The sequence below is a fragment of the Metallumcola ferriviriculae genome, assembly GCF_035573695.1.
GTDB lineage: Bacteria > Bacillota > JADQBR01 > JADQBR01 > JADQBR01 > Metallumcola > Metallumcola ferriviriculae.
Map to the genome: position 1 here is coordinate 3,075,936 of NZ_CP121694.1, position 19,889 is coordinate 3,095,824.

General features: G+C 42.2%; 19 protein-coding genes. 5 read left to right on the forward strand and 14 right to left on the reverse strand.

Annotated elements, in window-relative coordinates:
- Positions 1 to 12 precede the first annotated feature (12 nt).
- From MFMK1_RS15220 to MFMK1_RS15235, 4 genes are all read right to left on the reverse strand, one after another.
- Positions 13 to 528 carry a YeeE/YedE thiosulfate transporter family protein gene (locus MFMK1_RS15220; RefSeq protein ID WP_366922539.1) on the reverse strand — a complete coding sequence of 172 codons (516 nt, stop codon included), beginning with the start codon at positions 526 to 528 and terminating at the stop codon, positions 13 to 15.
- 15 nt (positions 529 to 543) lie between these two features.
- Entirely contained in the window at positions 544 to 714 is a 171-nt protein-coding gene (locus MFMK1_RS15225) for a sulfurtransferase TusA family protein (protein WP_366922540.1), read from the reverse strand.
- A gap of 37 nt (positions 715 to 751) precedes the next feature.
- Complete coding sequence (locus tag MFMK1_RS15230; protein WP_366922541.1) at positions 752 to 1,390, reverse strand: YeeE/YedE thiosulfate transporter family protein; 639 nt, start codon at positions 1,388 to 1,390, stop codon at positions 752 to 754.
- Positions 1,391 to 1,621: 231 nt separating this feature from the next.
- Entirely contained in the window at positions 1,622 to 2,896 is a 1,275-nt protein-coding gene (locus MFMK1_RS15235) for a M14 family zinc carboxypeptidase (protein ID WP_366922542.1), read from the reverse strand.
- A 395-nt stretch (positions 2,897 to 3,291) separates the two neighbouring features.
- On the opposite strand from MFMK1_RS15235, the gene MFMK1_RS15240 reads away from it, so the two are divergent.
- Positions 3,292 to 4,911 carry a transposase gene (locus MFMK1_RS15240; RefSeq protein WP_366922135.1) on the forward strand — a complete coding sequence of 540 codons (1,620 nt, stop codon included), beginning with the start codon at positions 3,292 to 3,294 and terminating at the stop codon, positions 4,909 to 4,911.
- A gap of 316 nt (positions 4,912 to 5,227) precedes the next feature.
- Here MFMK1_RS15240 and MFMK1_RS15245 read toward each other — a convergent pair whose 3' ends face one another.
- Positions 5,228 to 5,395 (reverse strand): aspartyl-phosphate phosphatase Spo0E family protein, encoded by a 168-nt coding sequence (locus MFMK1_RS15245; protein ID WP_366922543.1) that lies wholly within the window; start codon positions 5,393 to 5,395, stop codon positions 5,228 to 5,230.
- A gap of 475 nt (positions 5,396 to 5,870) precedes the next feature.
- Positions 5,871 to 6,566 carry an RNA polymerase sporulation sigma factor SigK gene (gene sigK / locus MFMK1_RS15250; protein ID WP_366922544.1) on the reverse strand — a complete coding sequence of 232 codons (696 nt, stop codon included), beginning with the start codon at positions 6,564 to 6,566 and terminating at the stop codon, positions 5,871 to 5,873.
- 145 nt (positions 6,567 to 6,711) lie between these two features.
- Here sigK and MFMK1_RS15255 point away from each other — a divergent pair, with 145 nt between their 5' ends.
- Positions 6,712 to 6,954: a DUF1540 domain-containing protein gene (locus MFMK1_RS15255; RefSeq protein ID WP_366922545.1), complete on the forward strand. Its 243-nt coding sequence runs from the start codon at positions 6,712 to 6,714 to the stop codon at positions 6,952 to 6,954.
- 112 nt (positions 6,955 to 7,066) lie between these two features.
- Here the strand turns inward: MFMK1_RS15255 and MFMK1_RS15260 are convergent, their stop codons facing one another.
- The 3 genes from MFMK1_RS15260 to MFMK1_RS15270 form a co-directional block, all read right to left on the reverse strand.
- Positions 7,067 to 8,458: an FMN-binding glutamate synthase family protein gene (locus tag MFMK1_RS15260; protein ID WP_366922546.1), complete on the reverse strand. Its 1,392-nt coding sequence runs from the start codon at positions 8,456 to 8,458 to the stop codon at positions 7,067 to 7,069.
- 124 nt (positions 8,459 to 8,582) lie between these two features.
- Positions 8,583 to 9,233: a potassium channel family protein gene (locus MFMK1_RS15265; protein ID WP_366922547.1), complete on the reverse strand. Its 651-nt coding sequence runs from the start codon at positions 9,231 to 9,233 to the stop codon at positions 8,583 to 8,585.
- Between the two features lie 12 nt (positions 9,234 to 9,245).
- Complete coding sequence (locus tag MFMK1_RS15270; protein ID WP_366922548.1) at positions 9,246 to 10,592, reverse strand: TrkH family potassium uptake protein; 1,347 nt, start codon at positions 10,590 to 10,592, stop codon at positions 9,246 to 9,248.
- Between the two features lie 524 nt (positions 10,593 to 11,116).
- On the opposite strand from MFMK1_RS15270, the gene MFMK1_RS15275 reads away from it, so the two are divergent.
- The 3 genes from MFMK1_RS15275 (at position 11,117) to MFMK1_RS15285 (ending at position 14,901) form a co-directional block, all read left to right on the forward strand.
- Positions 11,117 to 12,889: an IS1634 family transposase gene (locus tag MFMK1_RS15275; protein ID WP_366922124.1), complete on the forward strand. Its 1,773-nt coding sequence runs from the start codon at positions 11,117 to 11,119 to the stop codon at positions 12,887 to 12,889.
- A 352-nt stretch (positions 12,890 to 13,241) separates the two neighbouring features.
- Complete coding sequence (glnA, locus tag MFMK1_RS15280; protein WP_366922549.1) at positions 13,242 to 14,549, forward strand: type I glutamate--ammonia ligase; 1,308 nt, start codon at positions 13,242 to 13,244, stop codon at positions 14,547 to 14,549.
- Between the two features lie 145 nt (positions 14,550 to 14,694).
- The gene (locus MFMK1_RS15285; RefSeq protein ID WP_366922550.1) at positions 14,695 to 14,901 is read left to right on the forward strand and encodes a hypothetical protein; all 207 of its coding nucleotides are present in this window, start codon (positions 14,695 to 14,697) and stop codon (positions 14,899 to 14,901) included.
- A 197-nt stretch (positions 14,902 to 15,098) separates the two neighbouring features.
- Here MFMK1_RS15285 and MFMK1_RS15290 read toward each other — a convergent pair whose 3' ends face one another.
- The 5 genes from MFMK1_RS15290 to MFMK1_RS15310 all read right to left on the reverse strand — a co-directional run bounded on the left by MFMK1_RS15290 (position 15,099) and on the right by MFMK1_RS15310 (position 19,708).
- Entirely contained in the window at positions 15,099 to 16,811 is a 1,713-nt protein-coding gene (locus MFMK1_RS15290) for a peptidoglycan D,D-transpeptidase FtsI family protein (protein ID WP_366922551.1), read from the reverse strand.
- Positions 16,812 to 17,045: 234 nt separating this feature from the next.
- The gene (locus tag MFMK1_RS15295) at positions 17,046 to 17,564 is read right to left on the reverse strand and encodes a hypothetical protein (protein ID WP_366922552.1); all 519 of its coding nucleotides are present in this window, start codon (positions 17,562 to 17,564) and stop codon (positions 17,046 to 17,048) included.
- 53 nt (positions 17,565 to 17,617) lie between these two features.
- The gene (locus MFMK1_RS15300) at positions 17,618 to 17,824 is read right to left on the reverse strand and encodes a DUF4911 domain-containing protein (protein WP_366922553.1); all 207 of its coding nucleotides are present in this window, start codon (positions 17,822 to 17,824) and stop codon (positions 17,618 to 17,620) included.
- Between the two features lie 4 nt (positions 17,825 to 17,828).
- Positions 17,829 to 19,055: a peptidase U32 family protein gene (locus tag MFMK1_RS15305; RefSeq protein WP_366922554.1), complete on the reverse strand. Its 1,227-nt coding sequence runs from the start codon at positions 19,053 to 19,055 to the stop codon at positions 17,829 to 17,831.
- The gene (locus tag MFMK1_RS15310; RefSeq protein WP_366922555.1) at positions 19,052 to 19,708 is read right to left on the reverse strand and encodes an O-methyltransferase; all 657 of its coding nucleotides are present in this window, start codon (positions 19,706 to 19,708) and stop codon (positions 19,052 to 19,054) included. The genes MFMK1_RS15305 and MFMK1_RS15310 overlap by 4 nt, the downstream gene beginning before the upstream one ends.
- Positions 19,709 to 19,889 lie beyond the last annotated feature (181 nt).

Sequence of the window (19,889 nt, forward strand, 5' to 3'; positions counted from 1 at the left end):
TTAAAAAATTCATTAGTTAGTAAGGTAACGGGAAATCACCTTAAGTCCCAACCAAGCACCCGGTAAAAGAAATATGCCAAATACCCAGCCATGCAGCGATAAGGAAGCACTGCCGCCAACCAAAGCACCGACACTACAGCCGCCGGCTAAACGGGCACCGTACCCCATAAAAAGACCGCCCAGCAGTGCCGCCATCACTTGTTTTATATTTCTCGGGCGGCGAATACGAAATTCGTGATAAATCAGGGCAGCAAACATAGCCCCAAAGATGATACCAATATTTAATAAAGTGCCAATCAAAAACGGTTGGTATTCAGTTAAGTGGTTATGCATCTGAATTTCCCCAAAGTATAACCACTGCTCAGGGGCCGCACCAAAAAACTTACTAAATTCTGCACCCCAATGGGACATAGCGGTTGTAATGCCCCACGGTTTTTCACTGAGCATAAACACAACAATATTAAGCAGTCCGAGCGCTACTCCTCCCAACCAATAGGGCAATCCGGTAAAAATAGTATTATTCTTCATCTTTATCCCAACCCATTATTTTTCTATTCTAACCTGCCAGACACCGGCCCCTTCCTCATCGACATCGATGGTAAAACCTTCCCGGCATGCCCAATCAAGTATATTCCTTACTGCCCTGGCATGCTCGGTCTCTAAAATTAATACATCCCCCGGAGCTAGTTCCTGAAATTTTTCCTTTGTCCGCATTAACGGCACCGGGCACACATAACCCAATAAGTCTAAATTATATTGAGTGATTTTCCCCACCTTCCTTTCGGAGCATCTCATTTTTAGCAGCTTTTTCAAAATGTAATATTAAAACCATTATCCCGACCAAAACCAATAATTGAACCAATATAGCTATCGGCCACCCAAAAACTTCAGGAAAAAATACCACTACGGAGGAATGCTTAATACTACCCCAAAGACCATAATGGTAAGCACCCATAACTGAGCCAAAGATTAAACCTAACAATGTGGGAATAAATAATAGATATCCTTCACCAATTCTCATTAACGTCCCCGCTGCACAGCCACCCGCTATAGTCATTCCAAAGCCAAACAATAATGCTCCAAGAACAGTTCGCCACCCAACGGTTACTAGGTATCCCTCCCCGCCAGTAATTTGTATAAAAGTAAAACCCAATGTTGAAACAAAAATAAAAGCCACCAATGCTTTCAACAAATTCCCGTCACGAAATAACAAAAAATCACTAAACGCCGAGGCAATACAAAATCTAGATCTTTGCATTATAAAACCCAGGCTTAACCCAACTACAGCAATCGCCATTAGGCTATAACCTATTTGACTGAAAATGATTGCAGTAAAAGTTAGGAAACCAGGCAGCAGTAAAGTGAATTTATTATCGGGTCGAATTATCATTTATAGTCCTCACTTAAATTATGGTTTTATAACTCCTCCATTAATAAATTCTATTTTTATTATATATTTCCTTTGCCTCCGGCCAACTGTTTATTTTCAATTTTAACCCCTCCCCACCCCGAAATTACCGCTTATCCACCCCTGTGGGGTCCTTTAAAAATCTCAAGCCCGATGACAAAGCCTAGCTAAAAAGTTAAGAGCCCCGGTATAAAACCAAGGCTCTTAACAAACTTACTCCATCGTTGATGGGTCGCGCATGCGGTTAGATGACTCCGGAATATCATCGTATAGTGATTCATCAACATCGGAAACTGACCCATCTGCTAAAGATTTTAAAATCTCATATACCGGAACTTTAGCAGTCTGCTTAAGCATACCATTTTGCTTTTGCCCTAAACTGCCACTCTGCCCCTTAATTTCAATGAGCATAATAGCAGTATCGTTTAAAGCAAAGGCTCCTAAAGAAGTACCTGGTAAATTAACATCTGGATACTTCTGAATAGCACCATAATGAGAAAATCCGCGTTGAATGGCTTGATAACCTACAACATTAATCTGCTTACCAAGCTTCAGTACGGAGTCATCGACTTCGTATTCATTACCGGTAAACGGGTCAGTATATGGGTCTGCAACTACAGCAGCTATCTGAATAGGTACTGACCTAATATCCTCCTCTGACACTGTATTAAAACCCCTGTGATGAATATCAAAATATACATCTGGATCTAGTTCTTTAAACACTTTGGTAACTATTCTAGACTCAGGTGTTACATAAAAACCGCCGAAATCACTATTATTTCTGTCGCCGTTATTTAAGACTTGCTCTAAAGTCATACCTTCAGTATCCGCTTCAGTAATAAAATCTTCAGGCCTGAAGTCAAGATTAGGATTGTAATCCCTGTTTTCGTCATAACCCTTTTCTCTATCACGGTAATACCATGGTGCTTCAGTTCCGGCGGGTAAACCTAGAAATTCAGGATCCCAGAGTTGATGCGTCCTTCTCTGAGGGGACCATTTTCCCTCCACCTCATTCATTGCACCATCAGGATTTATTCTGGGCATAAACCATACCGTAACATTGTCTAAAATTTCATTGAATTCTTTACCGCTGCCGGCAAATTGTTTCATTAACTCAACCATAGCTTCTGTGCCCAAGGGTTCATTACCATGTATTTGAGTGGTAATTAAAACCCGCTTTTTATTCGGATCATCAGCTCCACCGAATTTGGCAACATAAAGCGGGAAACCCTCTTCCTCCATAAGGTCACCATTAATAGCATTGGAATATCCTACCACTTCTAATTCCATCTTTCCCTTTGAAGACGCTTCTATCTTCTTCAAAGTGTCTGCCAGTTCCTCATTAGTCATAAAACTAGAAAAGGATACGTTTTGCTCGCGTTCTACATACGGACCGTTTGGAATTGATTGTGGCTGTGCCATAGCAATGGAAGACAACAATAACATAAATATCAAACCTACACCCAATAGTTTAGCAGCCCTTTTCATAAAAAATCCCTCCAGTTTTTCATAATATTAAGTTAATTTAGCTTGGCTTTTGGTGCACCTCCTTCCATTTATAATTATACAAGCTTCTCTTGGTAATTTTTGTAAGAATAAAGGGTGGGTCCTTTTATTTTTATCGCAAATTTCGACGGTACAATCTATGAGACTAAATTTACTCTTCATAATCGCTGATAGCCGTAAAATTCGGTACAAAAAAAAGATGGCTTCTGTATAACAAAAACCATCTCTTTAAATTTCTTATAATCTACTTATTGATTCCCCTGCAAAAACCCCTAAAAAAAGGTCTTAAAAAGGAAGATTTTACCCCCTTCGCGTCGAAGTAATAATGGTAGAAACCATTGGTAGGTCTACACTTGAGGCGAAGGGGCGTGCAAAGAATGTTTAGAAAAAACGATGGTCATTTGCAGGAAGAATTGTTCAGTCACTATCAAACCATGAACCCTAAAATAGCTAAAATGCTGAAAGATACCTGGGCACCGATTTTTTATGAGCATGTCTTTTGTAAAATAGATGAAGAAGTGTTTGCTCCACTTTACTGTTTTGATAACGGCAGGCCTAATTTCCCGGTAAATATCCTTTTATCATTGGAATTAATAAAGAATATGTTCGACTACACAGATGAAGAAATCTTAGAACAATTCTATTTCAATTATCAGGTAATCTACGCTTTAGGTATCAAAAATATTGGCGAAATATACTTTGCTGAACGCACCCTGTATGAATTTAGAGAACGCCTCGTCAACTACGTTAAGGAACACCCCGATGAAGAAGAAATCATGTTTAAGCAGTTTGAAATCTTAACTCGGCATTTCATCGATAAAGCCAATATTAAAACAGACGAACAAAGAATGGACTCAACCTATGTTACCCCTAATATTAAAAGAGCTGGAAGGTTATCCCTTGCTTATGATTTTTTAGAAAAAGCCGTGAAAGCAATACCTCAAAAACATTTAAGCAACTCACTAAAAGAAGTACTGGAGCCTTCCTTCAAGACCAAACTGCTGTTTAAAACCAAGGCCAGTAAGATAAATGCCAAGCTTGAGACAGTACTCATACTTTGTACAGAAATTTATGACCTCGCTAAAGCAAAACAACTAACTTCAAAAGAGGAAATCAAACTGTTAGCTCGTTTTCTCAATGAACAAGCACATTATGATACAGAAAAGAAAGTCTGGGTGCCCGAAGATAATAAAGAAATTTCTTCCGCATCCATGCAGTCTGCCCATGATACGGACGCTACCTTTAGAAATAAAAACGGTAAGACGAACCAAGGCTATGTTGTTAATCTAGCTGAAACATGTTCGAAAGATAATCCGGTGCAGCTAATTACAGATTACGATCTGGATGTCAATATAAAAAGCGATACAGAACTGGCACGAAAACGTGTAGATACTATCAAGAAAAATACTGATGTTACTGACCTCTACGTAGATGGCGGCTATTACGGCGAAGAAACAATTAACAAAGCTGATGAAGCAGAAGTCAAACTGCATTTTACAGACATGACCGGCAGGAAAAGTACCAGTAACAAATTACCTCTGACAAACTTCAACTTCAATGAAGAACATGAGGTGGAAAAATGTCCTGCAGGTAAAATACCACTTCGAAGCGACTATAGTAAGAAATCTAAAAGTACAACGACCCATTTTGAGAAGTCAGAATGCCTTTATTGCCCCATAAGAGAGCATTGTCCCGTAAAGCCGCAGAAAAAATCAATGGTACTGAGAGCCAGTAAAAAAGCAATACTAGCAGCCAACACCCGCCAAGAAATTTCAAAAAAGGAAATACGACGTGAAAACACCAGTAAAAGGGCTGCCATAGAGGGTACCAACTCTGCAATTAAAAGGGGCCAAGGTGCTAACAAACTTAGAGTAAGAGGCCTGATCAAATGTCAGTTACAAATTGGCCTCAAGGTAATTGGTCATAACTTCAAACAATTTTCCCGAGCAATGAATAAGCCTAAACCAAAAGGCAGGGAAGTGGTGTGTCCAATGTAGAGCAAAACACAGTGAAAACAAGGATTTATTGATGTATATGTACATCATATACCTGAAAAAATCCGGCTTTGAGGTAACTAAACAAAAAATGAGCTTATTTTAAATTCTCCCAAGGGGTTAATAGGGGGTAATCACTCCCTTTCAGCAGGGGAATCACTTATTATATATTACGAAATTAAGTCGGGTGAAACCTAAATAACATGGGTATTGGCTATCACTTTGTTGGCTGGTAAACGTCCCGGCATTTCTTATGCTTAACATACCGATTGAAGTAATATCCTGCTAAAACGTAAAAGCCCCGGCCAAAACCGGGACACTACTTATTTACCTCATATTCATTTATAGCCTTCATCTTTTCAACCACGACCCTATCCAGCTTTTGGCTGAGAGCCAGAACCTCTTCGGATGAGAGTGGCTTTTTATCTTCAGTAATTAACATGTTTAACCGGTTTCTTAATTGCTGGACTTGCTGAGTAATATTCATTCCATAATCCTCTCCCTTGAGAACCTCACAAATCAACATTTTACATCATTTAAAATGAAAATCGAGGGGTCATTTGTCACATTTTTCCACACTTCCATATTTTTTAGTTTATTGAACTTCTTTCGTGTTTATATAGCGCAATCTAAAAAAAAGATGACTTTTATAAAATATAAAAGCCATCTCTCTGTGCCTAGAATTCTTAACTTACAAGCCCTCATCCATTAACTCAAATAAAGTCAATAAGTAGGCTTTTAACTTCAACCCTTAACTTCCCTAACTTGTTTTCCTAAACCGCCGCCCTTCCTTTCCCCGATAGGCGCAGGAATCATTCATGCATACATACTCACCCGGTGTTTTGTGAGTCACCTTATTAATATATTCCATGGTGCTTCCGCAATGGTCACATACTACTTTAGCTCCCGGCAAGATTGACCCTCCTTCCCTGTACTTTTCTCAAAATGTTATTTAGGCAATATTAAGACTGTAAGTCTTTAATCAACTTCTGAATCGCCTTCTTTTCAATTCTCGATACATAAGACCTAGATATCCCAAGCTTTTTAGCAATATCCCGCTGTGTCTTTCTCAAGCCGTTAAACAGCCCGTAACGCCACTCCAGCACCTGCTTTTCCCGCTTATTCAAATTCTTCACATGTTCAAGCACACGCTTTCTTTCCTGTTTTAATTCCACGGTTTCAGCGACTGTATCCAAATCCGTCCCTAATACATCCATTAGGGTAATTTCATTCCCCTCTTTATCTACCCCAATAGGGTCGTGTAAAGATACTTCACCGCGAATTTTTTTTCGTGATCGTAAATGCATCAAGATTTCATTTTCAATACACCGGGCAGCATAGGTAGCAAGCTTCGTTCCTTTTGAAGTATCGTAGGTATTAATACCTTTAATTAAGCCAATGGTTCCTATGGAAATTAAATCATCTACATCCACTCCGGTGCCCTCAAATTTTTTAGTTATATGAGCAACCAGTCTGAGGTTATGCTCAATCAATGTGTTACGTGCATCCTGATCACCACGGGCAAATTCCTCAAGGTAGCGTTTTTCATCTTCGTCGGAAAGAGGATAAGGGAAAGCATTATTGGACATATATGCCACAATTAAAGCGATGGTTTGGAGCACTAACAAGCTGCCGAAAGTAGTTAAACCGGGAATCATGTATACACCTCCTGAAATTCGGTACTTTATACTATATGGTCTTTGACTGACATATGTGACTGCCCTAAAATGGAAATTTTTTACCATTAAGATTTGCCATAAGTTTAGATGAGAGCGGAAAAGCTATACTAAGGAGGTGATATAAATGAGTAAAATTCACTGCACGGTAAATAACTGCCACTATTATAAGCAGGGAAACATTTGTGATGCATCAGAAATTCTGGTGACGTCTGACCAAATCGGCGCAACTTTGCCGGATAATGCAGATGCCACCCAAGCCCAGAATATGGGCGTAACACCGACTAACACCTGTATGGAAACCTGCTGCAAAAGTTTTGTCCATCAAAATTCGGCACAAACAAACGTTGATGGCATAATTAGGAAATAGAAAAACCTTCAAGAGAAACAATTTAATCGCCTTGGCGCATTAAGGTCTAACTTTTCAAAAAAATTAAGCCCCACCCGGGGCTTAATTTGTAGTAATATATTTTTTCGCCAAGTTATGGTGACACTCCAGTAAACGGAACGCCGGCAATGTCAGCCACATCCCGATCTATGGCACAGAGATCATCCAGGCCGATGTCGTGAATGTTTCTCTTCCCCAGCGCCCTAATCCCGTCCCCCATTTCTTCTGAAGCGGATTTCAAGTATTTATGCGTACTCATTATACCTTTCTTCAAATTAAATTTATCTGCCTGCTTCCCATCTGCCCATACTACCTGGGTTGGCGGTTCCCAGGGTAGAGACTTTAATACTTGAGTATGAGCCATAGCAAAAAGAATCATTGTGCCTGTATTGACTGCGTCAGCACCCAGCGCAATTGCTTTTAAAAAGTCACCGGGAGAAAATAACCCCCCTGAGGCAATTAGACTCACCTTGCCATTAAGCTTATTTTCCCTAAAAAACTTTCCTGCCCGGCACAGAGCATGGAGGGTGGGAATGCCAAAGTCATCTTGGGTAATGGGAGGAGACCCGTGAGTAGCTGCTTCGGCACCATCAACAACAATATAATCTACTCCCGCATCAACCAATAACTCCAAATCGCTTTCCAATGACTGCCCCGCCGCAATTTTAGCCCCCACCGGTACCCCTTCGCTGATTTTTTTAAGATGTTTAATCATTTTCGGCAGCATATTTTTTTCTTCCACCATATTAGCAAAACGACTATCGGAACGAAGGGCATCGCGATAAGGAATCGGCATTTTTTTTCGGACAGCATCCAAAACTTTTTTATTGACCACTCTATGCCCTAATCCAGCGGTTGCTCCTTGGCCCAGATGTATTTCTATCGCGTCTGCCTGTTTCAATATTTCTTCCTCTTTTTGCCAATGGTACTTGGTGTACTGGATAATTAGCTTTTTTGCTGCATCTCTTTCAGATTGAAGAAATGGCCCTTCTCCTGTATTTGTAGCAGTTCCGGACATACCTGCCCCTTTGGCCAAAGCTATCTTAGCTTTTTCACTAAGGGCCAAGCCGAATGCCATACCTGATATCATGATGGGAATACTGATACTTAATGGCTTTTCTGCTTTTGGACCGATAACTGTACCCATTTCAATTGGCGTGTTCGGGTTTTCGGGCAGTGGGTGCAGTTGGGCAGTACGAAACATAAGACTGTGCATACGGGGGAACTTTCTTGGGCTTCCCAGAGGCCTTTGAATAACCTTTCCCTCCTGGGCTCGAAGGTTAGTTTCCATAATATTTTGTAACCCCGCCCTTGTGACAGCGGATACAAATTCCCAGACGTTCTCATTGTAGGGGTCCATCATTAAACGGCCCATGGCACTTTGCACGCTCTTGTGGACTAATTTTCTAGCCGCTAAGATGCCTCCGCCCACTAGTGCTGTACCAAGTAAAATATCCTCAAATTTTTCCCCGGCACCTTTCCGCATACTGACCCTCCTTACGAACCTCGGTTTTAAAGTTGCTTTCTTAGTATAAACAAATTGGCTAAAAAAAAATCCACCCCATGGGCAGATTATTAGTGCATCTATCGATAAAGTAGGTCTTTCCTTTTTAGTCGGTTGCCAAGTTTTGAATTGCCCGGTTTTCTCCCACGACCACCAATACATCATTTTCTTTAATGATGGCGTCTGCACCCGGTGCAACATTAATTTTTTCTCCGGTCTTCACAGCCAAGACGCTGACACCATGGCGTGCCCTAAGGTTTAATTCACCCAGTGATTTGCCATGCGCAATGCCGGGGGCAACGATTTCCATAATACTATAATCTTGAGCAAGTTCGATATAGTCAAGCACATTCGCACTAACCAGGTTGTTGGCTACGCGATGACCCATGTCTCGTTCGGGATAAACCACCTTATCGGCGCCAACCCTTTCCAAGACCTTGCCGTGCAGTTCATTCTGCGCTTTGGAGACAATGTACTTAACACCCAGTTCTTTTAGAATTACCGTTACCAGTATATTGGCTTGAATATCCTTCCCAATGGCCACCACTGCCACATCGAAGTTTCGCACACCTAATGATCTCAAAGTTTCTTCATCCATGCCATCTGCCTGAACAGCATGAGTGACCACATCTGCTAAATGCTGTACCTTCGTTTCGTCGATGTCAATTGCCAACACCTCATGTCCAAGTTCTGTCAAAGTTTCAGCAACACTAGATCCAAACCGGCCCAAACCCAGAACCGCAAATTGTTTGCGCATATCTCGCCCTCCTTATCCAATCATCAGCTGTTCTTCGGGGTATCTGATTTTACATTTTCTGCGCCGCTGGGCAATGGCAAATACCAATGTCAACGGCCCCAGTCTTCCTAGAAACATTGTTAAAGTTATCATGATTTTGCCCAAAATTGAGAGTTCTGTAGTTAAACCCAAGGATAAACCCACGGTACCGAACGCGGAGGTGGTTTCAAACAGGGTAGTAAGAAAATCAGCATGCTCTGATACTGTCAGGATAAGCGTAACAAAGGTAACCCATATGAAGGCGACAAATGTTACCGCCAGTGCCTTATCCAAGGTTTCTCTGGGTACTCTTCTTTCAAAAGCTGTAGGTTCCTCTTTACCCAGCAATGTCGCGCGGGCAGAATAAAAAACTGCGGCAAAAGTAGTGGTCTTAATGCCACCGCCGGTAGACCCGGGGGAGGCGCCGATGAACATCAGCAGTATCAGTAGAAATTGCGTAGGTATCATTAACCCCGCCGTATCCAACGTGTTAAAACCTGCCGTTCTTGGTGTAGCCGAAGAAAAGAAAGCGGATAACAACTTACTGCCCACAGAGAGATTACCCATAGTAGCGGGATTATTCCATTCTATAATAGAAATAATGGTAAAGCCAAATGCCAGTAATCCCAAGCTGGTTGTTATTACTGATTTCGCATGCAGGTTTAAATCCTTTTTGCACCGGGTCTGAGTTAATACCACAATTACACTAAAACCCAAACCGCCAATGATAAATAAAAACGCGACTGTCAGACTAACTACCGGATCATTGGCATAAGCAGTCAAACTGCTAAATTTACCGGTAACTGTTCCGAAAAGGTCAAAGCCGGCATTATTAAAAGCGGATATAGAATGAAATATACCATACTTAATTGCCTTTGCTAAAGGCATATCCTTTATAAACCTCAGCGTCAAAATTACTGCACCGGCGCTTTCGATGATAAAGGTAGTAAGCAATATCTGCTGTACCAGCTTAACGACTCCGGAAACGCTAAGTTTATTCAATGCCTCCTGCAGCAGTAGTCTTTCCTTTAAGCCAATCTTTTTACGCAACAGAAGCGCGAAGAATGCAGCAAATGTCATGATCCCCAAGCCGCCTATTTGAATTAAGAGCAGAATCACTATTTGGCCAAACATAGACCAGTGAGAAGCCGTATCTACCACCACCAACCCAGTAACACATAATGCAGAAGTGGCGGTAAACAATGCATCCAAAAAGTTAGTGGCGGTGCCGCTGGCCGACGCCACAGGCAGACTCAAAAGCACCGCGCCAACCAATATTAATACAGCAAAACCTAATACTAATATTTGCGGCGGACCCATACGGTTTAGCACTCTATTCATAGTATTGTCCCCCTTAGCAATTCTCACTAATTAAGATAAGCAGTCTTAGTCATAATAATCGAAAGCGATAAATATATTTACTGAATGAAAAAAATAAACTAAGGCGTTTCCCTCAAACGCCTCAGAGGTTAGTAAAACTCGCCTTTCATTCACTTTCCTAAATATATTACTCCTTAATGGCCGTATTGTAAAGAGTACCTCTAATACTTTAGATGTATACTGCTGTAAAGGCCGGGGATTATAAGGAATAAAAAAAGTTGCAGGACTTTGTTTACTTTTCTTGAAGGTAATTAGTTGGGATGATTCCCGGAAAGGAAGTGGTTTGTTTTCTTGTAGCTACCTTATCCGCTAAGACAAAGCTTAGGTTGCTAAACAACCCAAAAATATTCCGTTGTTTTACACCAACTACATATAAAAAACCGCTCTGAAGCCCGAGAAGTCGGGCTTTTCTTTTGTCAATCTTTATGCATTTATATGTTGTATATCGTCGTGTATTGTGATATTATGGGATTAGAGGTGAATTTATGTATGTAAAGAAAAGTATCAGTAATGGTAAGGTCTATTTGTCTTTTGTCCAAGGTTATAGACAGAATGGAAAGGTAAAACAAAAAACAGTTGAGAAACTTGGCTATCTTGAAGATCTGGAAAAGGAATATCCTGATCCTATTGCACATTTCAAGCGGGTTGCAAAGGAACGTACCAAGAACGAAGTTCCGCAAAAAAAACTAGAACTTGACCTGTTAGCTAAGCTTCCGGATCAAGCAGCATTGCGCAAAAATCTTGGTTATACTGTGCCAAAATCAGTATACTCTCTACTTGGTCTTAGAGAATATTTCCAGAACAAGCAAAGGCATTTAATCGTAGATTATAACCTAAACAGCATATTCAGTCTGCTCATTTTCAACCGCTTTTTATTTCCTTCATCAAAAAGACACGCCTTTGAAACCAAGGATTATTTCTTTGAATCCTTTGACTTTTCACTGGCTGACATTTACCGTGCTCTGGATTACTTTGCCGGATATTCAAATGAGATCCAACGGCATCTCCATAGTAGAATATCGGAACTTATAGCAAGAGATAACCAGCTTGGATATTATGATGTCACCAACTACTACTTCGAGATCCCTTATGAGGATGAAGATGAATACGATGAAGACGGGAATATGATTAAAAAGGGTCAAAAAAAACGTGGCCCATCTAAAGAGCACCGTAAAGATCCCATCATTCAAATGGGACTCCTGATGGATACTAATGGAATCCCCATGGCCTTCAATACTTTTTCTGGTGGCGAAAGTGAAAAACTCTCTCTACTTCCAACAATTCGCCGTGTAAAGAGAGATTTCGCCTTGGAACGTATTATCGTTGTAGCAGACAGGGGGCTTAACACTAGTGATAATACCACTTTTCTTTCGGGAAAGAACCATGATGACATGGCAGGTAATGACGGCTATGTTTATGGACAGAGTGTTCTCGGTGCTGACAAAGAATTTAAAGAATGGGTATTAAATCAGGAAGATTATTTAATAGACAAAGAAGAAGATAAGGATGGAAATACCGTCTTTTTTAAGCACAAATTCCGCATTCATGCAAAGAAAATACAGTTAAAGGGAACAGATGGCAAGCGTGCCCAAAAGATGGAAATATTTCAGAAACAGATGGTCTACTATTCCGATAAATACGCCAAAAAACAGAAAAAAGACAGAGATAAGGCTATTGCGAAGGCAAAGGAACTGATTGCCAAACCCGGAAAATATACAAGAGCTACCAGCATTGGAGCTGCCGGCTATGTAAGCAATATCAAATTCTTAAAACAAACAGGTGAAATACCTGACGGGCTTGTTCTTTCCCTGAATGAAGCAAGAATTCAGAAGGAAGAAAAATATGATGGATACTATTCCATTGTTACCAGTGAAAAGCATTTATCAGATAGAGAAATTCGTGATATTTACAAGGGACTTTGGGAAATCGAAGAATCCTTTAAAGTAATCAAGAGTGAATTCAAGGCGAGACCTGTATATGTAAAAAAAGATGCACATGTAGAAGCACATTTTCTGGTATGTTTTGTAGCACTCGTAATCATGCGGGTTCTTGAACAGATGCTAGAGAAAAAACATACTGTGAAGCAGATTCGCAATTCTTTGATTAGCTATTCCTGCTCCTATTTGGAACAAAACTATTACCTGTTTGATTATCGAGATGATGTAATAGAATCCATTGAGTCTGTCTTTGGCTTTGACTTAAGTAAAAAGATTATGTCTCAGGCAGCGATCAAAAAAATTTTGCAATACAAAAAATAAGTGTCAATACACTACAAGTTTTTGACAAAATACAAAACCCGCTAGCCCTTGGTAATACTGGGGCAACGGGTTTTTTTAATCGTTTTTGCTGTAAAACTCAGGTTAATGGCCGTATTGTAAAGAGTACCTCTAATACTTTAGATGTATACTGCTGTAAAGGCCGGGGATTATAAGGAATAAAAAAAGTTGCAGGACTTTGTTTACTTTTCTTGAAGGTAATTAGTTGGGATGATTCCCGGAAAGGAAGTGGTTTGTTTTCTTGTAGCTACCTTATCCGCTAAGACAAAGCTTAGGTTGCTAAACAACCCAAAAATATTCTAAGGAGTGTCAAATTATTTTAGAGCAAGAAGAAGTGTTGTCTCGAGTCGCTGAGGAAAACGTGGAATTTATTCGGCTGCAGTTCACTGATATATTCGGTATCGTCAAGAATTTGGCCATTACCGTAGAGGAATTAGAAAAAGCACTCAACGGAGAGTTGATGTTTGATGGCTCCTCAATTGACGGATTTGCCCGTGTCGAAGAATCCGATATGTACCTGCGTCCGGACCCAAGCACCTTCGCAATCTTCCCCTGGAGTAGGGCTGAGGATAAAACTGCCCGGCTAATCTGTGATGTTTACAAGACCATTGATGAACCATTTGAAGGATGTCCTCGGGGAATTTTGAAGAAGGTGTTAAAAGAAGCAAACGAAATGGGGTATACGGTAAACGTCGGCCCGGAGGGGGAGTTTTTCCTCTTTCATACCGATGAACGTAATCGCCCTGTTTTCGATATACACGACGAAGCAGGTTATTTCGACCTTTCACCTACCGATAAAGGCGAAAAAGCACGACGTGACATGGTATTGGCACTAAAAAAATTGGGCTTTCGCATTGAAGCTTCGCACCATGAGGTAGCGCCTTCACAGCACGAAATTGATTTTCAATATGATGAAGCGTTAAAAACTGCGGATAGGTTTGTAACCTTTAAGTATGTAGTGCGTAATATTGCTCATGAGCACGGTCTTTATGCGACCTTTATGCCCAAACCACTGGCCGGAGAAAATGGTTCTGCAATGCACTGTCATCAGTCACTTTACCAAAATGGTGATAACGCATTCTATGACCCACAGTCAGATTTTGAATTAAGCACGATTGCTAAACAGTATATAGCCGGTATCCTCAAGCATGCGAACGCTATCGCTGCCATTGGTAATCCTACGGTTAACTCTTACAAGCGATTAGAACCCGGCTACGAAGCACCGGTCAACGTGGCTTGGTCCACCCATAACCGCAGCGCGTTGGTGAGGGTTCCTCCCACACGAGGCAATGGTACGCGGTTAGAGCTTAGAAATCCCGATGCAACCGCTAATCCCTATCTGCTATTTGCGGTAATGATTAAAGCTGGACTTGACGGTATCAAGAACAATCTAGAAGTTCCCGAACCGATTAACGGCAATGTTTATGAACTGACTGAAAAAGAGCGTGAAGAGGCACAGTTAACCACTCTGCCGCGGAACCTTGAGGAAGCTCTTGAAGATCTGCAGCAAGATGACTTGATCTGCCAAGCGCTTGGGGAGCATACATTAAGCCGTTTTCTTAATATAAAATACAAAGAATGGCAGGAATACAGATCCGAAGTTCATCCCTGGGAAATCAGACGCTATTTTAAAAAATTCTAATATCACTATCAAGAGAGCAGATAATCTTATCTGCTCTCTTTTTTTTAGTTCACAATAAATTCAACAATCCTTCACGATTTCTTCATGAATTTATTGTACTATAGGCTGTAGTAAGATCATACTAATTGTGAAAGGAATGAATTGAATGAGAAAATTAAAGATAATTTCTAGCGTAAGTTTGCTGGCCGTTAGTCTTTTCGCTTTTTCCGGCAACGCATTTGCAGCCAATATGGTTAGTAAAATGGCTGTTGAAAAAGGTGGTCAGGCCGTTGCCCAATGCGCTCAAACCATGGACAAGGGCGTCTCTCAATGTGCTGCCGCAAGCAGCAGTATGACTATGGAAATGCAGTAGCAGCCAAAGGAAGGGTGAATACCCTTCCTTTCTTTTTTTAAGAAAGAATATGATCAAGGCTAATCTGACAGCGCCTATGCAAGGTATACTTAAGTTCCTCATTACCGGTCTTATTCATTAACCTGCTGCTATGACGGTAGGCAAAGAAAGCATGTTCCGCCTCGCGACATTGCTTGTCGTCTATGTCAAACACCTCCTTAACTATCTTTTGCACCTAATAAATATTCGGCTATCTCACGGAAAATTGGTGCCGCCACTTTCCCACCGTAGTTCCCGCCTTCCACCAACACAGTAATGACATATTTTGGGTGCTCTAGAGGGATAAAGCCGGTAAACCAAGCATTTATAATTTGCCGCCCTTGCTCATCTACTTGACCCGTCTCTGCTGAACTGGTTTTGCCTGCGGCTCCCTCGGGAATCCACGCACTTTTCCCCGTACCGATGGTCGTGGTCAATTTCATCATTGCCTGTACTGTCCTGGCAGTTTCCGCACTAATTATTCGCTTTTCTTCTCCCTGAAGTACGTTTTCCAGCACGCGTCCGTTACCATCCACCACGCCTTCCACCAGCTTAGGGGTATGAAAAATACCACCTGATGCCACCACCGAGGTCATAGCTGCAATCTGCAGCGGTGACACATGCACGCCTTTCTGGCCTACGGCAGCATTGCCCAAATCACCGGCACTATAACCCACATTTAAAGAATTATAGCCGGGCAGTGCGTAACCGGTAACAAGCTCTTTCTCTAACCCAAAAGCCCGGGCATACTCTAATAATTTGCTCCTTCCCAGTCTCAAAGCCACCTCAATAAAGGTAGGGTTACAAGAAAACCCCAGGGCCTCAGCAAAGGTGAGCTCACCATGCCCGTCAGTATTCCAACAGGGAATTTCCAAGCCGCTGTCAAATTGATAATTTCCCGTACAGTTAAATATCTCTTGTGGGCTTACCAACCCTTCTTCTAAGGCCGCAGCAGCAACCACAATCTTAAAAATGGAACCGGGGTAATAGCTATTGAATATACGGTTTAGTAATGGTGCTCCCTCCGCATCAAGCACCTGCCCTACACGATCCTGGCGATAATTGGGCCTGCTGGCGGCCGCTAAAACAGCGCCGGTGCCTGCATCCATTACCACCACTGCCCCTTGGGCCACTGTCTTATCCATGATGCTTTCCACTTCTGCTTGTAGATTGCCATCCACTGTAAGTACCACGGAATAGCGCTCTGATTGCTGCTTCCGCTCAACTTTATCAAAACTCAACCCGGGCACCAGATTGCCCCTAGCATCGAAAAATAGCGACCAAAGACTACTGCTTTCGCCGTAAGATAATTCCGGGTCATACCGTTTTTCAATACCTGAGCTGCCTGTATAATCCGGCTTTTGCTTAGACATTGAGCCTGTCTGGCCAAATACCGGTGCCGAACCTTCTTTACCTGAGGTAAGATGACCAACCAGATGCCTGGCTAAGGAATCTGGCCCATATCGGATAGTGAGCGGTACTATGAAGACTCCGGGCAAATTGAGATCTTGAATCTTTGCCACTTTTTCAAAAGAGGTAAATGTATTTAATACCACCGGTTCTTCCCAATTCTCTGCCGCAGTCAATTGGTCAATGTTATAAATTTCGCCAAATACCGAACGTATTTCTTGGGATACCAGGTCCATGTTTTTTAGCAGATTGGGAAAGACCATCAGGGCCAAGCCGGTACGAGTGTCCGTCAAACTGGTCAAGTTTCTATCCAAAACATCTCCTCTGGGTACCGGTTCATTACGAATATAACGCTGCTGCATCAAGGCAGCCTGTTGGGAAAGGCCGTCACCGTCCACAAGTTGAATTAGTATCAACCTGCCTGCCAAAAAGAGCCCCACCAGTATTAAAATACTGAAAACTACATTTAGTCGCCTTCGCATGATTAATCACCGCCAAAAACATACTTTTTATCCAAGGGCCTTTTATAAGACCCTGCTAAGTATATTTTGGGCTTAAAATACCAGTGCTATACCATCAGTTTCTTTTGTTGTACACGATGTTCATGGTAAATGCACAAGGGCCCTGCCTCTACCGTAAGAAGCTATGGTTTTCTTTCAAACCATTGGCTCGGCAGCATGCCTCGCAAACAAAAAAAAGCGAGGCTTTGTCCCCGCTTAGTACCACCCGTTCCGTCCATCATCAGGAACGTCCAAATTCTCTAGCTTATCTTGATAATCTCTGAGAAATTCCGCAGCTTTTGCAAATTCCTGCCTGGTTTTTTCCAAAACTGCGCCATCTTCAGTATTTAGGTATTCTTCAACTGTTTCCAATGCTTCCTGATAATAAACCAAGCTGAAATTTAAATCGTCTCGTATATCCTCAAGCTGCCCGGGAGCGTTGATTGCCTTAATCTCGGTAATGGACTGCCTAATTAGCTTTCCGGTAGTAATAAACACTGCATTAGCCGCAAATTTATTGATATCGCCGTCCAGCAGTCTCCCCAGGGCCTCCTGACACTTTTTGTCGGCTGCTATGTATTCTTTCTCGATTAGCCCCGCCTCAAAGGAAAAGGTCTGCACCTGTAACGGCGTTGCCACATCCTTACCACCGTCAGTTGGCCTAACGCCTACAGAACATCCGCTTACCGCCAGCATAATCAGCGATAACACAATTAAAGTAACCCAGCGTTTCATCTACCCACCCCCTAAATATTTTACCATTCTATGGTATACCACACAAGCTGTCTTTAGCTGTGAAATTCCTCTATCTGCAGGGGCACCGGCATATCCTCCAAGATGATCCGGACGTCTTCTTTTGTATCAGGGGAGACGTATACTCGTACTACCCCTAAGGCAGCGTCCACGGTTGTCACTATTCCCAACCCTTCGTATCCTTCTATTATTTTATTAACGAAGTCGATATCGTGAGGCTTCACTCTGACTAAAAAATACATGGCTTCACTCTCCCGGCGGCCTGCGCAGTAAGGAATATACAGGAAATTGTACCTCTGTTGCAATGCGCACTTCCTGCTGGGGATGAGGCGCAGCGGCTATTTGTTTTCCATTCTGGTCAAACATCGGTTCAACTGTCAAGTGTTCAATGTTCCCTTTAGGCGGCATTACTTCCAAAACTTCCCCCGCTTTAAAATTGTTGCGCTGCTCCAGAATCAGCTGCTTAGTTTGGCGGTCATATCCTTTTACCATAGCAACAAATTCGTAGTCTCTCAAATATCTGGAGGTTAGATAATTATGATCCTCCGCCTGAGGCTTGTCGTGGTAAAAACCGGCAGTATAACCCCGATGACTTACCTTCTGCACTTCAGCCAATAGTTCCGGGTCTAAACGGTAATTATCTGGATCGCCTAAATAGCTGTCTAATGCCCGCCGGTAAGCACGTACTACCGTAGCCACGTAATGTACACTTTTCATTCTGCCTTCAATCTTAAAGCTGTTAATCCCAGCCCCTACCAGTTCAGGTATGTATTCAATCATACATAGATCTTTGGAATTAAGGATATAACTGCCCTGCTGATCTTCAGTTATTTCCATTTGCTCGTCGGGACGCTTATCTTCCACCAAATAGTATTTCCAGCGGCACGCCTGGGCACATTCACCTCTATTTGCATCCCTGCCCGCCATGTAATTGCTAAGCAGACATCGACCTGAATAAGATATACACATCGCACCATGAACAAATGACTCCAAAGTCACGTCAACCTTGTTTCTTATTTCCTTTATTTCATTCAACGAAAGTTCCCGAGCCAACACTACCCGTTCAATACCCTGCTGCTGCCAAAATTGTACACTAGCCCAATTGGTGGTATTAGCCTGGGTGCTTAAGTGAAGCGGCATCTGAGGAATTTCCCTACGGGCAATATTGATTATTCCCGGGTCGGATACAATGATACCGTCTACGGCCAATTCCCCAAGCTGATGTAAGTATTCAGTCAGGTCATTAATATCCTGGTTATGAGCGAATATATTAACTGTCACATAAATTTTTGCCCCATGCTTATGGGCAAAATCAATACCCTGCGTCAGCTGTTCCACGGTAAAGTTGTCGGCAAATGCTCTGAGGCCAAAGTTTTGACCCGCACAATAAACGGCATCGGCGCCGTAGCTGATTGCTGCCTGTAATTTCTCTAAATTTCCTGCGGGAGCCAAAAGTTCTACCTTATTATTCACGTTAATTCCTCCTGTAAAAGGCTGACAGCCACACCATCACCTAACGGCAAAATTACTGTAGTAAAGGGCGGGCGCTGCAACTCTTTTAGATATTGACGCAGGCGGTTTACAGCTGTTTTTTGCCGACGGGGCAGATATGAATTTGGCAGTACCATTCCTTGAAACATCACATTATCTGCTACCAATATTCCCCCCGATGACAGCATTTTCTTCAAAAATGGATGCCAATTAAGATACTGCCCTTTCGCAGCATCCACGAAAATCATCTGATATGGGCCCTGCAAGTCTTTTAGTATGTTGGAAGCATCCCCAAGCAAAGAGTTAACTGTCCGTTCCAACTGTGCTTCTTGAAATATTTGGAGAGCCCGGTGCCGACGTTGAGGGTTACGCTCAATGGTAGTCACCGTCCCACCCCAAGCAGCAGCCTCTCTGGCCATCCACAAGGTGGAATAACCGATGGCAGTACCCACCTCGAGAATATTTTGGGGTTTTGCTATTTGGGTAAGAAGACGAAGCAGCTGCCCCACTTCTCGCCGTACTATCGGGATATTCTCTTGCCGAGCCTCTTGCTCCAGCTGCTTCAGGTATGGGTCTTCGACTAAAACATTATACCTTAAAAATTTTTCCACAATATCAGATAAAATATAACCCATCAAGCACCTCCTTAAACGCAATGCCGCCGGCCAACGGGAAATAGTATTAAAAAGAACAAAAGCATTTCATGCCTTTCGGCACTTAAAGGTAATGCTTTTGTTCTTACCCAGGGAACCCCTGGTTCCCTAGGTCGCTTCGCTATGACCCTCCTAAAATTAACATAAGGGGGCACACCCCCTT